Source organism: Streptomyces sp. NPDC041968, assembly GCF_055589025.1.
Genome location: NZ_JBVJCB010000010.1, coordinates 299763 through 311966 on the forward strand (window position 1 = coordinate 299763; position 12204 = coordinate 311966).

A 12204-nucleotide genomic window follows, 5' to 3' on the forward strand; every position below is an offset into this window, starting at 1 on the left:
GGCCGACCTCACCAGAGGATGAAAACCCCAGGTCAGAACTCTGTCGGCGCTATGCGACCCGGCTGTCGCGCGTCGACGTCGAGGTGTTCACCGACCCGGTTCACGAGCAGCGTCATCTCGTAGGCGATCTGCCCGATGTCCGCTTCGGCGCCGCTGAGCACGCACAGGCAACTGCCCGAGCCGGCGGCGGTGACGAACAGGACGGCGTCGTCGAACTCGACCATCGTCTGCTGCACCTGCCCGGCCCCGAAGTGGCGGCCCGAGCCCTTGGCCAGGCTGTGCAATCCGGACGAGACGGCGGCGAGGTGCTCGGCGTCCTCCCTCCGCAGGCCCGTACTCGCCCCGGTCACCAGCCCGTCGTTGGACAGCACCAACGCGTGCCGGACGTGTTCCACCCGCCCGGTCAGGTCGTCCAGCAGCCAGCCGAGTCCCTGGTTCTGCACCATGGTCCGAACTCCCCGTGTTGTCCCCGTATGCATGGTCTCCCCCTGGCCGGAGGATCTGCCCGCCAGCCTTCCCCACGCCCGTGCTCCGGGCAAGGAGGATGGGGGCATGGCAGAGAAGATGACCGATGAGGAATGGCGGGCGTTCGTCACGGACGGCACCCGCACCGCGAAGCTGTCGACCGTCCGGGCGGACGGCAGCCCGCACGTGGCCCCGATCTGGTTCCTGCTCGACGGGGACGACGTGGTGTTCAACACCGGCAAGGACACGGTGAAGGGACGCAACCTGGTGCGCGACGGCCGCGTCGCCCTGTGCGTGGACGACGACCGGCCGCCCTTCGACTTCGTCGTGCTGCAGGGGCGTGCGCGGATCTCGGAGGACCTCGCGGACCTCCGGCTCTGGGCCGAGCGCATCGGTGCCCGGTACATGGGCGAGGAGCGCGCCGCGGAGTTCGGGGCCCGCAACGGCGTCCCGGGCGAACTGCTCGTCCGCGTCACCGTGGAGAAGGTCCTGGCGCAGAGGGCCGTGGCGGACTGAGGCCCGACCGGTCCGACGCGCGGCGCGGTCAGCGCACGGAGTCGAGCAGTCGGGCGGTGTGCATCCGCCCGGCGTACTCGACGAGCCGGATGAGCACCTCCGCGGCGGCGCGCGGCGCGGTGCGGAGGTGCTCGCCGACGCGTCGCACCAGACGTGCCATCTCGTAGGCCACCAGGCCGATGTCCGCGGTCACGGCGGTGAGGACGGCGAGACGGGAGCCGGCGCCGGCGGCGGCGACGAAGAGGAAGCCGTCGTCGATCTCCACCATGGTCTGGCGCACGCCCCCGGCACCGAAGTGGCGACCGGCGCCTTTGGCCAGGCCGTGGAAGCCGGAGGCGACCGCCGCCAGGTGCTCGGCGTCCTCGCGTCCGAGGCCGGTCGAGGCGCCGACGGCGAGGCCGTCGTTCGACAGCACCACGGCGTGTCGTACTTCGCCCACCCGTATGACGAGGTCGTCCAGCAGCCAGTCGAGTTCGCGGGTCCGCCGGGCGGTTCCCGGGCCGGGATCGTGGATCATGCGGGGTCACAACGGGGGCGCATTGCGAAAGGTGTTGCTATCTGACGCAGAGAAGCGCTGAAACGATCGCGTCATGCTCGAACGTGCGCGCTGCGGCGTCCTCCCTGCGCTTGGGGGATCATGCGGACCATGAGCGACGACCACACACACGTGCAGGACTTCTTCGGCGCCCGCGCCGCGGACTGGGACAGCCGGTTCCCCGACGACGGGCCCGCCTACGAGGCGGCGGCCGCACAGCTGCGTCTGCGGGAGGGGGACCGCGTGCTCGACGCGGGGTGCGGTACCGGCCGCGCCCTGACACCGCTTCGGGCGGCCGTGGGGCCGTCGGGCCTCGTGGTCGGGGCCGACCTGACACCTGCGATGCTCCAGGCCGCCGTAAGGGCCGGACGGGATCGTGACGGGTGGCTGCTGCTGACCGACGTCGCCGCGCTGCCGCTGCGGTCCCGTTCGCTCGACGCCGTGTTCGCGGCGGGTCTCGTCGCGCACCTGCCCGATCCCGCGCGCACCGTGCGGGAGTTGGCACGCGTCGTGCGCCCCGGCGGGGTGCTGGCCCTGTTCCACCCGATCGGCAGGGCGGCGCTCGCCGCACGGCAGGGGCGGCAGCTCACACCGGACGACCTCCGTGCCGAGCACCGTCTCCGCCCCCTGCTGGCCGGTTCCGGGTGGCGCATGACGTCGTACGTCGACGAGGACGACCGCTTCCTGGCGCTGGCCGTGCGCGAGGACTGACCGATCAGCCCCGGCCCGCGACCGCGGCCGCGAAGACGTCGGGCCGGTCGAACATGACGTTGTGCCCGGCCCCCGGCACGGTCATCACGCGCACGCCCGCGTCTTCCAGCGCCTGTCGGCCCGCCACTTCACCGCTGAGTTCGCCCTGCAGGTACACCCGGTCGACCGGCAGCCCTTCGAGGAGGGCGCGCATCACGGGCCGCGACCCCCGGCGCAGCCCCACGGCGGAGCGGTGCAGGGCCCGGGGGTCGGTCAGCCGCATCGTCGCCGCCCACACCGGTCCGACGTGCTCCAGCACGCGCGCGTGGCCGCCGTCGACGAAGTCGTCCTCCTCATGGGCGGCGATGCCGCTGCTGCCGGCGGTCGGTGGCGGGCAGGCGTCGAGGTTGGCCTCCGTGAGGACCAGGCGGGAGACCAGCTCGGGCCGACGGTGCGCGAGGACGACGGCGACGGCGCCACCCATGCTGTGCGCGATCAGCTCGGCTCCGGACAGGCCGGCCTCGTCCAGCGCGGCGGCCAAGGCGTCGGCGTGGTCCTCGAGGGTGTAGCCGAAGCGCGCGGGCCGGTCGCTGATGCCGTGACCGGGCAGATCCACGAAGAGGCTGCGCCGTCCCGCGAGTTCGGGACGCGCCGCGATGTGCGCGTGGTACACGGACGACATCGCACCGAGACCGTGCACGTACACCCGCGCGGGTTCCTCACCCGGCGTCTCCGTCCAGCGGATGCGACTTCCCTCGCTGTCGAACCGGGCTTGTCGCATTCCGTCCTCCCTCGATGGGCCGCGGTCCTCGCCGCCCCTTCAGGAGAATACATCGGAAGCGATGTATTCGGTAAGCGAAGTACCGCATGCTCGATGTACAGCGGTCGTGCGCGAGAATGCGGGCATGCTGGAACTGTCCATCCTCGGATTCCTGTACGACGCCCCCCTGCACGGCTACGAGCTGCGCAAGCGCATCAGCGCTCTGACCGGGTACGTCCGGCCCGTCGCCGAGAGCACGCTCTACCCCGCGATCAAGCGCCTGGAAGCGGCGGGCCTCCTCGCGCGCGCCACGCAGCCGGGCGCCGTGGCGGCCCCGCGCCATGTTCTGACGCTCACCGAGGAGGGACGGCAGGAGCTGCGCCGCCGGCTCGCCGAGCCGACGAAGCGTGACATCACCGACGAGAACCGCTGGTTCACGCTCCTCGCCTTCCTCCGGCACCTGGACGACGCCGGCGCCCAGGCCGCCGTACTGCGCCGCCGCCTGACCTTCCTGGAGGAACCGGCGAGCTTCTTCTACGACGGTGACCGGCCGCTGCGCGCAGAGGAGCTGGACGACCCCTTCCGGCGAGGTGTCCTCACCATCGCCCGAGCCACGTCCCGGGCCGAACTGGGCTGGCTGCGCGAGACCCTCGGCTCACTCGGCGGCTGACGCCCCGATCCGACGGACCGGACAGCCCCGGACGCCGGGGGTCGGGTGGGTGCCCAGCTCCGCCAGCAGGTAACCGTCCGGGTAGCCCTTGATCTCCCTGTTCTGCCGGGCGTGGTGCGGGGCACGCCTCGGTGGCATCAGGCGGACCGCGCGCCCGCGCAGGCGCACCGCGCGGCGTACGATCGCGCGGCTGGTGGTGCTCGGCGGCGTGTACCGGAACGCGCGCAGGAGGGGCTCGTCGAGCAGGGCGAGGGTGCCGGTACGCAGGAGCGGTGCGAGGGCGCCGGGGTACCAGGAGGCCATGAGGTCGAGGGTGCCGTCGGCGACCCGGCGTGCCTCCTCGTCCCACGCGAAGTGGGCCTCCTCGTAGGCGTCGAGGCAGGCCTCGAACTCCTCGTACGACGTGGGAACGTCCCTGATGCCCATGTGCCGTCCCAGCGTGCGGTGGTGGACGGCGGAGGCGACGGTCTCGTGACGCGACAGCCTGCGCCAGCCGTAGGCGTCGATCCAGCGCTTGGGGATCACCACGAACGTGCACAGGACGTACCGCATGTCGTCGTTGGTGATGTCGTAGGCGCGGTGCATCTGGTTGATGCGCCGGATGGCCGTGCGGCCCTGCTCACTGCCGAAGCCGTGCTCGACGACGGCGTCGAGCAGCAGCGCCGTGTCGTCGTAGCGTTTCTGCGCCCGCTCCGTGAACTCCGCCGTCCGCGCCAGCAGTCGGCCGATGCTCGGCACGGCGTAGGTGCGGTACAGCGCCAGCTCCAGGGCGCGGGCGAAGTCCCACGGGAACTCGTAGGCCGAGGCCAGCCGATAGATCTCCGACGCGTCCTCGTAAGGGTCCATCCGCCGGATCTGCCGCAACCGCTCGTAGCGCTTCACAGTCCCCGTCCCCTTCTGCCGTAGGAACTTCAACTCTACGTTGGGGAGCGTGAGATGCACGGTCGCCGACCGTGGCATCCGGCAGGGGAGGTGGTCCGCTTGTTCGGCAGGATCCGCGAGAACTGGGGCAGGTCTCGCACCGTCCGGCGCACCGGGGGGAGCGGCGGAGGGGAGCCGCGTTCGCACAATCTCTTCGATGCCGCCGCCGCCTACGTCGCGGCGGCCGCGGAGAACGACCAGGAGGGCATCGACGAGGCGGCGGGCTGGGTGTCACCGGAGGCCCTGTCGTTCGGGGTGAACGAGCTGGCCTGCCGGGCCGTGATCGCGCTCGCGCGGGAGCGCGGCGAGTCGCCGCGGGAGGTGGCCCGGGACCTTCTGGGCCTGCCCGCGCCCTGACCCGGCCCTCCGGGCCGGTGGTCGATTCGCCCCGACCAGCCGGAAAGCTGCAGCTCGGGTGCGTCTGGGAGTCGTGACAAGGGCTTCCCGGTCGCACTAGGGTGCGCGCCATTGGACCAACCGATGGGGAGGCTGGGATGGCCGGGACGGACGAGGACACCGTCGCCGCCGCGGAAGATGCGCTCTACGTGCTCACGGCGGTGTTGCTGACGCCGGCGAAGTTCCCGAGTGTGCTGGGCGACGACTACGTGGAGGCGTGCGCGGCGCTCGGTCTACCGCCGCTGGCCGACGGCTACGGCCTGGTGCTCGGCCAGGACGGCGACGGTGCGCGGTGGACGGTGGTCATCGATGACGCGTCGCTGGTCGCCGTGGCCGTGGCGTCCTGGGACTGCGGGATGGAGTACGAGCTGTCGCCGGACGAGCGTACGGTCGTCACCGCGCTGCCCGGCTGGCCCCTGGCGGTCGCCGTGGCGGCCCCCGGCGTGCCCGCGCCGCACGATCCCGGCCCCGAGTCCGTTGACCAGCCCGCTTTGACGCCGCCGGACACGTCCGTGTGGGGGCCGGCGCAGCGACGTCTGGGGGCCGACGAGATCGCCCTGCAGTGGGCACAGTGGCGGGAGCAGATCGACGACGCGGACTTCCCCGTGCCGGACGGCGGGCCCGCCGCGGACGGGCGTGTCCCGGACGACGACGCCGACGAGGACCGGGCCACCGGCGCCGACGAGGGGGCGCCGGCCGGCGGCACGGATCGGGCCGCCGCCGTGGACGGCACCGGCACCACGGGCGGGGGCGCCACGGCGGATCAGGCCGACGCCGTGGGAGGGGTCGATGCCGGGTCCCCCGGGCACAGCGGGGTCCGGCGCGTGCTCGCGGAAGCGCGCGCCTACGTCGACACGCCCCCGCCACTGGGCCGGGTCCGTTCGTCGTTCGCGTCGGGGGACGCCCGGACGCTGCGGGCCGACGGTCCCGGCTGGTCACTCGTCGCCCGCACCGACGACATCGCCTTCATCCTGCTCGACGAGGAACCCGGAGAGGTTCTGCCGGTGGGCCGGGGGCCGTCGCTGCCCGGGCTCCTGGAAGCCCTCGACAGAATGGCGGTGCGGCCGAGCTGATCGGGTGGCGGAGAGCCCGGCAACGGTGCGGGACGGCCCCGGGCCGCCTTCGCCCCCACACCTGGCCGTTCCCTCATGTGGTTCGAGCACATGGCTACGGCCGCGGTGGGCCCGCACGATGGGGCAGCCCTGAGCTCCGCCCCACAGCGCCTGGAGACCCTGATGCGTCTGCCCCGTGGTGTCCCGTTCCTCGCCGCCGCCCTCACCGCGGTTGCGCTCACCCAGCCGGCTCCCGCGGCCGCGCAGGCCGACGGAGGGGGACACTGCTCCCGCCAGGACCGGGTGCGGGTGCCGGGCGCGGCTCTGCAGCGCAGCGCCTGTCTGGACGATCTGACCACCACCGGGCTCGCGGGCACCCCGTACACCGACATGGCCGACCAGGCCGGGCTGACCGCCGGTGGCACCGAGGTGCCGTCCGGTGTTCCCGGCGTCCAGGTCGACGGCTACTTCCCGGACTCCTCCCGCTTCAACGCCACGCACGGCTGGCGGCACGACGCGCAGTTCGTGATCCGGCTGCCGGACCGCTGGAACGGCGGCCTCGTCGTCACGGGGGCGCCGGGCACGCGCAAGCAGTACGCCACGGACAAGGCGATCTCCGACCGCGTCCTCGCCCAGGGGTACGCGTACGCCGCGACCGACAAGGGCAACAGCGGCGCGGACTTCTACCGGGACGGCGCACGGCCCGGAGACGCGGTCGCCGAGTGGAACACCCGCACCACGCAGCTCACCCGCGCCGCCCGGCGCGTGGTCGCCCAGCGCTACGGACACGCACCGCGTCACACGTACATCACCGGGATCTCCAACGGCGGCTATCTCACCCGCTGGCAACTGGAGAACCACCCGGAGCTGTACGACGGCGGTGTGGACTGGGAGGGGGCGCTGTGGACCGCGGACGGCCCCAACCTGCTCACGTCCCTGCCGGTGACGGTGGCCCGGATGCTCGGTGAGGCACGTGAGGAGGACCTGTACACGGCGGGCTTCGCGCGTGGATCCGAGTTCCTGTGGCCGTACCACGAGAAGGCCTACTGGGGGCTGACCCAGAAGATCTACCGCGCCGAGTTCGACCCGGGCTACGACCCCCGCTGTCCAGGACCGACCGCCGGGTCCGCGCTGGAGGAGATCCTGGCGCCGTGCCCCTCCGACGCGGCCTACGACTACGCGGCGCGCCCCGCCTCCGTCCACCGCGCGGTGGCCCGGGTCGCCCTGACCGGACGCGTCGCGAAGCCGCTGATCACCCTGCACGGCGATCTCGACGCGCTGCTGCCCAAGGCCGCCGACTCCGACGTGTACGCCCGCATGGTCGACGCGAGCGGCCGGGGGAGGCTGCACCGGTACTACGCGATCCGGGGCGGCACCCACGTCGACGGGCTGTACGACACCCATCCCGACAGGCTGCGGCCCATCCTGCCCTGCTACCGGTCGGCGTTCGACGCGCTGACCGCGTGGGTGGAGCGGGGCACCCCGCCGCCCGCGGACCGCACGGTCGGCAGGCCCGCGGACGGTGACGTGGTCAACTCCTGCTCGCTGCGGGAGCCGGCCGCGACGGGGCGTTAGCGCCTCATCGGCCTATCTCCCTGCGGGTCCTACGGCGCAGCCTGCGCCGCTGCGAGGGGTCCAGGGTGAGGTACGCGGCGGCCGGGACTCCCAGAACGATCAGCAGGGCAGCCCACCACGGGAGCCAGATCAGCAGGATGAGCCCGGCCGCCACACCTCCCGCGGCAACCTTGGCGTTCTTCGACATGGTGTCGCCTCCTTCGCGGCCACTGCCGCTCTCTGTCCTGAAAACGGGCCCGCGCTCCCGGCAGTTCCGTGCGGCGCCCCTGAGACCTCCCTGAGGCTCGACCCCTACGCGACCCCGAGAAGCCGCACGGCGGCGCTTCCTCCCCGCCACTTCAGTCGGAGGGGTCGTCCGGTACCGCCACTCTCCTCCTCGAACAGTGTCGCAAGCCACACTCGAGGCGCACCCCACGGCACCGGAAAGCATGTAGGCTCTGCGATCGCGACGTTGACTAGTCAAATTTGAGGAATACATCATCGCTGCACGGACCGCCCTCCCGGCCGCACTCTCCGCCCTCCCCGACCTCGCTCACGGCCGTGCCGTCTTCCTGCCCGGCGATCCCGCCCGCACCGGGGCGGTCGCCTTCTGGCGCCCCGACACCGAGGCCCCTCCGGGCATCGCCACGGGGCTGCCCGCGAAGCGTCTGACGGTCGCGCTGCCCGAGGGTGACGGTGTGCGCCCGGTGAGCGTGTCGGCGACGCTGCTTCCGGTGGGGTCGGCCCTCCCGGTCCTCACGCGCGCGGGGGTCCGCGCGGAGGGCCATCGGGCGACGGAGTTCTGGGGCGCGGTCGCGGTCGAAGCCCTCCACCTCGTGGCGCGCGGGCTGCTGCTGCCCGGCCTGTCGGCGACCGACCACGAGGCCTGGCGCGCGGGCCCGATGGGCGCCGACGACGTCGAGCGCCTCCGCCATCTGGCGGCCGCCATGCCGCCCGAGGCGCACGCGGTCCCGATCGACGGCGTCGAACCCCTGCGGCTCCCCGACCCGGAAGGGCTGGTGCGCGCCTTCCTGGACGCCGTCGCCGACTCGATGCCCCGCTCCCCCGCCGCCGCGCTGGTGACGGCCGGTCCCGCCTACGCCTCCTGGGAGCCGCGGCGGATGCCCGAACTGCGCGAGTGGGCCGCCGACGTCGCCGCGGGACACGACGCGGGCGTACGCCTGTCCCTGCGCCTCGAGGTCCGGGGGCTGTCGGACGCGGCGCCCTCGGAGGCTCGGCCGACGTTCCGGGCGGTGGTCCAGGTGCACAGCGTGAGCGATCCGGCGCTCGTGGCGGACACCGCCGAGGTGTGGGCCGGATCCGTGGGCACCGCGTTCGGCGCCCGCGCGCGGCTGGACACCCTGCTCGCCCTCCGCCGGGCCGCCCGGGCCTGGCCCGCCCTCACGCCGTTGCTGTCGGCGGCCGTGCCGGACGCGGTCGAACTGGCCGACGAGGAGGTCACCGAGCTCCTCGGGACGGCTTCCCGGGCACTGGCCGGCGCGGGAGTCGACGTGCACTGGCCGAGGGAACTGGCCCGTGACCTGACCGCTCACGCGGAGGTCGGACCGCCCGAGGAGGAGTCGGCGGGGCGCACGGCCTCGTCCGACGCCGGTCCGTCGTTCCTGTCCGCCGACGCGCTGCTCGCCTTCGACTGGTCGTTCGCCCTCGGCGACCGACGGCTCACTCGCGCGGAACTCGAACTCCTCGCGGAGGCCAACCGCCCCCTGGTGCGCCTGCGTGACCAGTGGGTGCTCGTCGCCCCGGAGGAGGCGCTGCGCGCTCGCAGCCGCCGGGAGCACAAGGTCACGCCCGTCGACGCGCTCGCCGCCGCCCTGACGGGCTCGACGGAGATCGACGGCGAGCGCGTCGAGGTGCGCCCCACGGGGTGGCTGGCCGAGCTGCGGGAACGCCTCGCCGATCCCGAGGCGCGGGAGGCCGTGGGACAGCCCGCGTCGCTCGACGCCACGCTGCGCGACTACCAGCTGAGGGGACTCGGCTGGCTGGTCCGCATGACGTCACTGGGTCTGGGGTGCTGTCTCGCCGACGACATGGGTCTCGGCAAGACCGTCACCCTGATCGCGCTGCACCTGCACCGGCAGACCGACCCGGCTGCCGCCGGGCCCACGCTCGTGGTCTGCCCGACCTCCCTCATGGGCAACTGGCAGCGGGAGATCGAGCGGTTCGCGCCCGGCACACCCGTGCGCCGCTTCCACGGCGCACGACGTGACCTGGAGGGCCTCCCGGACGGCGCGTTCGTGCTCACCACCTACGGCACCATGCGCCTGGACGCCGAACGGCTGGCCTCCGTCCCGTGGGGCCTGGTCGTGGCGGACGAGGCACAGCACGTGAAGAACCCGTACTCGGAGACCGCGCGGCAACTGCGTTCCATCGGCGCGCGCGCACGCGTGGCACTCACCGGCACCCCGGTGGAGAACAACCTCTCGGAACTGTGGGCGATCCTCGACTGGGCCACTCCGGGTCTGCTGGGGCGGCTCGGCAGGTTCCGCGAGCACTACGCGCAAGCCGTCGAAGGGGGCCGGGACCCGGCGGCTGCGGAGCGTCTGGCGCGCCTCGTTGGGCCGTTCCTCCTGCGCCGACGCAAGTCGGACCCCGGCATCGCGCCGGAACTGCCGCCCAAGACGGAGACCGACCACCCGGTGTCGCTGACCGCTGAGCAGACGGGTCTGTACGAGGCGGTGGTGCGCGAGGCACTCGAGGAGATCCCCGGGGCCGGCAGTATGGCGCGACGCGGCATGATCGTGAAACTGCTGACGAGCCTCAAGCAGATCTGCAACCACCCGGCGCAGTTCCTCAAGGAGGACCGTCCCCGGATCGCCGGACGCTCGGGGAAGCTGGAACTGCTGGACGAGTTGCTCGGCACGATCCTCGCCGAGAGGTCGAGTGTGCTGGTCTTCACGCAGTACGTGCAGATGGCGCGCCTCCTCGAACGACACCTGGCCGCCCGCGGCGTGCCGTCGCTGTTCCTCCACGGGGGAACGTCCGTCACGGCACGGGAGGCACTCGTGCGGCGCTTCCAGGACGGAGAGGTCCCGGTGTTCCTGCTGTCGCTGAAGGCGGCGGGCACCGGACTGAACCTCACGCGCGCGGAGCACGTCGTGCACTTCGACCGCTGGTGGAACCCGGCCGTCGAGGCACAGGCCACCGACCGCGCCTACCGCATCGGCCAGACCCGCCCCGTGCAGGTGCACCGGCTGGTCGCGGAGGGGACGGTCGAGGACCGCATCGCCGCCCTGCTGAACCGCAAGCGGAAACTGGCCGACGCCGTACTGGGAGCCGGCGAGGCGGCGCTCACGGAGCTGACGGACACGGAACTCGCCGATCTGGTCGAGCTGCGAGGGGGCACGCGATGACACGGTACGACGACGACACGCAGCGGACGTTCGCCGCGCTGCCGCCCGCAGCGGGCCGGGGCTTCGCGCAGACCTGGTGGGGCCGGTCCTGGCTGAAGGCCCTGGAGGACGCCGCGCTGGACACGGCCCAGGTGAAGACGGGCCGCCGGCTCGCACGCGCGGGAGCCGTCGGGGCGGTGTCGGTACGGCCGGGCCGCATCACCGCCGTCGTCCAGGACCGGGACGGCACCGCGCACCGGGCCGACGTCCTGCTCGAGAAGCTGTCCGACGCCCAGTGGGACCGCTTCGTCGACATGGCGATCGAGCGGTCCGGGCACGTGGCCGCCCTGCTGGACCACGACATGCCACCGCACCTCGTGGAGGACGCCGCGACCGCGGGGATCGACCTGCTGCCGGGCCTGGGCGACCTGGAACCGGAGTGCGACTGCGGCGCCTGGGACCACTGCGGGCACACCGCCGCGCTCTGCTACCAGGTGGCCCGGCTGCTGGACCAGGACCCCTTCGTGCTGCTGCTGATGCGGGGCCGCGCGGAGAGCGCCGTACTCGACGCCCTTCAGACGCGCGGCGGGACGTCCGCGGAAGAAAGCGCCTCGCGTCCGGCGGGGGTGGACGCCGCCGAGGCCTACGCGGCGGGGCACGTGCTGCCTCCGCTGCCCCCGCCGCCCGCGCTGCGCAAGGAGCCGGGCGTACCGCCCTCCCTGGAGACCGAGACGGTGCCACCCGCCGGCATCGACCCCGCCGCGCTGGCCTACGTGGCCTCGCAGGCCGCGGCGGAGGCACACCGGCTGCTCGCCGAGGCTCTGCGTTCGGGGGCCCCGGGTGACGGGCAGACCGGGTCCGCGGAGGCGACCGCTGCGCAGGACGCGGTACGGCTGGCGGCCGGCGACCCCGGACCGGAAGTGACGCGACGCCTCGGTGAGGGCTCGGGACGTGACGGGGAGGAACTGGCCGTCGCCGTGCGCGCGTGGCGGCTCGGGGGCGCGGCCGCCCTGTCCGTGCTCGAGGAGGAGTGGACGCCGCGGGGCGACACGTACACACGCGCGCGTGCCGCGCTCGGGTCCGCCTGGGACGAGGACGAGCGGCCGTCGCTGCGGGCACGGGCCAACCGGTGGACCGTCGTGGGCGCGCCGCATCAGCTCCGGCTGGACCGGGACGGCCGCTGGTGGCCGTACCGGAGGGAGCGGGGCCGTTGGCTCCCGGCGGGCGGCCCGGTCCAGGACCCGGCGACGGCCCTGGCCGCGGCGGCGCTCGCGGCGGACGAGGAAGCGTGACCC

13 protein-coding genes are annotated in these 12204 nt (G+C 73.4%); 8 read left to right on the forward strand and 5 right to left on the reverse strand.

The features are described 5' to 3' along the window. Positions 1-32: 32 nt before the first annotated feature. Entirely contained in the window at positions 33-446 is a 414-nt protein-coding gene (locus ACZ6EG_RS25115; protein WP_356606580.1) for a roadblock/LC7 domain-containing protein, read from the reverse strand. A gap of 106 nt (positions 447-552) precedes the next feature. On the opposite strand from ACZ6EG_RS25115, the gene ACZ6EG_RS25120 reads away from it, so the two are divergent. Then, positions 553-981 carry a PPOX class F420-dependent oxidoreductase gene (locus ACZ6EG_RS25120; RefSeq protein ID WP_356606579.1) on the forward strand — a complete coding sequence of 143 codons (429 nt, stop codon included), beginning with the start codon at positions 553-555 and terminating at the stop codon, positions 979-981. Between the two features lie 28 nt (positions 982-1009). Here the strand turns inward: ACZ6EG_RS25120 and ACZ6EG_RS25125 are convergent, their stop codons facing one another. Further along, positions 1010-1498 carry a roadblock/LC7 domain-containing protein gene (locus tag ACZ6EG_RS25125; RefSeq protein ID WP_391969342.1) on the reverse strand — a complete coding sequence of 163 codons (489 nt, stop codon included), beginning with the start codon at positions 1496-1498 and terminating at the stop codon, positions 1010-1012. A gap of 129 nt (positions 1499-1627) precedes the next feature. Here ACZ6EG_RS25125 and ACZ6EG_RS25130 point away from each other — a divergent pair, with 129 nt between their 5' ends. After that, on the forward strand, positions 1628-2227 hold the full coding sequence (locus ACZ6EG_RS25130) for a class I SAM-dependent methyltransferase (RefSeq protein WP_469607770.1): 600 nt from the start codon (positions 1628-1630) through the stop codon (positions 2225-2227). A gap of 4 nt (positions 2228-2231) precedes the next feature. Here the strand turns inward: ACZ6EG_RS25130 and ACZ6EG_RS25135 are convergent, their stop codons facing one another. After that, positions 2232-2987 (reverse strand): alpha/beta fold hydrolase, encoded by a 756-nt coding sequence (locus ACZ6EG_RS25135; RefSeq protein WP_469607772.1) that lies wholly within the window; start codon positions 2985-2987, stop codon positions 2232-2234. Positions 2988-3111: 124 nt separating this feature from the next. Between ACZ6EG_RS25135 and ACZ6EG_RS25140 the strand changes: the two genes are divergently transcribed. After that, positions 3112-3636 (forward strand): PadR family transcriptional regulator, encoded by a 525-nt coding sequence (locus ACZ6EG_RS25140; protein WP_469607775.1) that lies wholly within the window; start codon positions 3112-3114, stop codon positions 3634-3636. Here the strand turns inward: ACZ6EG_RS25140 and ACZ6EG_RS25145 are convergent. After that, positions 3622-4518, reverse strand: a complete 897-nt coding sequence (locus ACZ6EG_RS25145; RefSeq protein WP_469607777.1) for an oxygenase MpaB family protein — start codon at positions 4516-4518, stop codon at positions 3622-3624. The two genes, ACZ6EG_RS25140 and ACZ6EG_RS25145, sit on opposite strands and share 15 nt — an antisense overlap. 99 nt (positions 4519-4617) lie before the next feature. On the opposite strand from ACZ6EG_RS25145, the gene ACZ6EG_RS25150 reads away from it, so the two are divergent. The 3 genes from ACZ6EG_RS25150 (at position 4618) to ACZ6EG_RS25160 (ending at position 7580) form a co-directional block, all read left to right on the forward strand. Continuing rightward, on the forward strand, positions 4618-4914 hold the full coding sequence (locus tag ACZ6EG_RS25150) for a hypothetical protein (RefSeq protein WP_469607781.1): 297 nt from the start codon (positions 4618-4620) through the stop codon (positions 4912-4914). A 137-nt stretch (positions 4915-5051) separates the two neighbouring features. Beyond that, on the forward strand, positions 5052-6026 hold the full coding sequence (locus ACZ6EG_RS25155) for a hypothetical protein (RefSeq protein WP_391969348.1): 975 nt from the start codon (positions 5052-5054) through the stop codon (positions 6024-6026). A gap of 162 nt (positions 6027-6188) precedes the next feature. Beyond that, entirely contained in the window at positions 6189-7580 is a 1392-nt protein-coding gene (locus tag ACZ6EG_RS25160) for a tannase/feruloyl esterase family alpha/beta hydrolase (RefSeq protein WP_469607784.1), read from the forward strand. Positions 7581-7584: 4 nt separating this feature from the next. Here the strand turns inward: ACZ6EG_RS25160 and ACZ6EG_RS25165 are convergent, their stop codons facing one another. After that, positions 7585-7767: a hypothetical protein gene (locus ACZ6EG_RS25165; RefSeq protein WP_391969350.1), complete on the reverse strand. Its 183-nt coding sequence runs from the start codon at positions 7765-7767 to the stop codon at positions 7585-7587. A gap of 292 nt (positions 7768-8059) precedes the next feature. On the opposite strand from ACZ6EG_RS25165, the gene ACZ6EG_RS25170 reads away from it, so the two are divergent. Both ACZ6EG_RS25170 and ACZ6EG_RS25175 read left to right on the forward strand, forming a co-directional pair. Next, positions 8060-10930 (forward strand): DEAD/DEAH box helicase, encoded by a 2871-nt coding sequence (locus tag ACZ6EG_RS25170; RefSeq protein ID WP_469607860.1) that lies wholly within the window; start codon positions 8060-8062, stop codon positions 10928-10930. Beyond that, the gene (locus ACZ6EG_RS25175; protein ID WP_469607787.1) at positions 10927-12201 is read left to right on the forward strand and encodes an SWIM zinc finger family protein; all 1275 of its coding nucleotides are present in this window, start codon (positions 10927-10929) and stop codon (positions 12199-12201) included. The genes ACZ6EG_RS25170 and ACZ6EG_RS25175 overlap by 4 nt, the downstream gene beginning before the upstream one ends. The last annotated feature ends 3 nt before the right edge of the window (positions 12202-12204 follow it).

Coding starts and splice junctions, on each gene's coding strand:
- ACZ6EG_RS25115 (WP_356606580.1), bottom strand. CDS start 446: ATGGTGCAGAACCAGGGACTCGGCTGGCTGCTGGACGACCTGACCGGG.
- ACZ6EG_RS25120 (WP_356606579.1), top strand. CDS start 553: ATGGCAGAGAAGATGACCGATGAGGAATGGCGGGCGTTCGTCACGGAC.
- ACZ6EG_RS25125 (WP_391969342.1), bottom strand. CDS start 1,498: ATGATCCACGATCCCGGCCCGGGAACCGCCCGGCGGACCCGCGAACTC.
- ACZ6EG_RS25130 (WP_469607770.1), top strand. CDS start 1,628: ATGAGCGACGACCACACACACGTGCAGGACTTCTTCGGCGCCCGCGCC.
- ACZ6EG_RS25135 (WP_469607772.1), bottom strand. CDS start 2,987: ATGCGACAAGCCCGGTTCGACAGCGAGGGAAGTCGCATCCGCTGGACG.
- ACZ6EG_RS25140 (WP_469607775.1), top strand. CDS start 3,112: ATGCTGGAACTGTCCATCCTCGGATTCCTGTACGACGCCCCCCTGCAC.
- ACZ6EG_RS25155 (WP_391969348.1), top strand. CDS start 5,052: ATGGCCGGGACGGACGAGGACACCGTCGCCGCCGCGGAAGATGCGCTC.
- ACZ6EG_RS25160 (WP_469607784.1), top strand. CDS start 6,189: ATGCGTCTGCCCCGTGGTGTCCCGTTCCTCGCCGCCGCCCTCACCGCG.
- ACZ6EG_RS25165 (WP_391969350.1), bottom strand. CDS start 7,767: ATGTCGAAGAACGCCAAGGTTGCCGCGGGAGGTGTGGCGGCCGGGCTC.
- ACZ6EG_RS25175 (WP_469607787.1), top strand. CDS start 10,927: ATGACACGGTACGACGACGACACGCAGCGGACGTTCGCCGCGCTGCCG.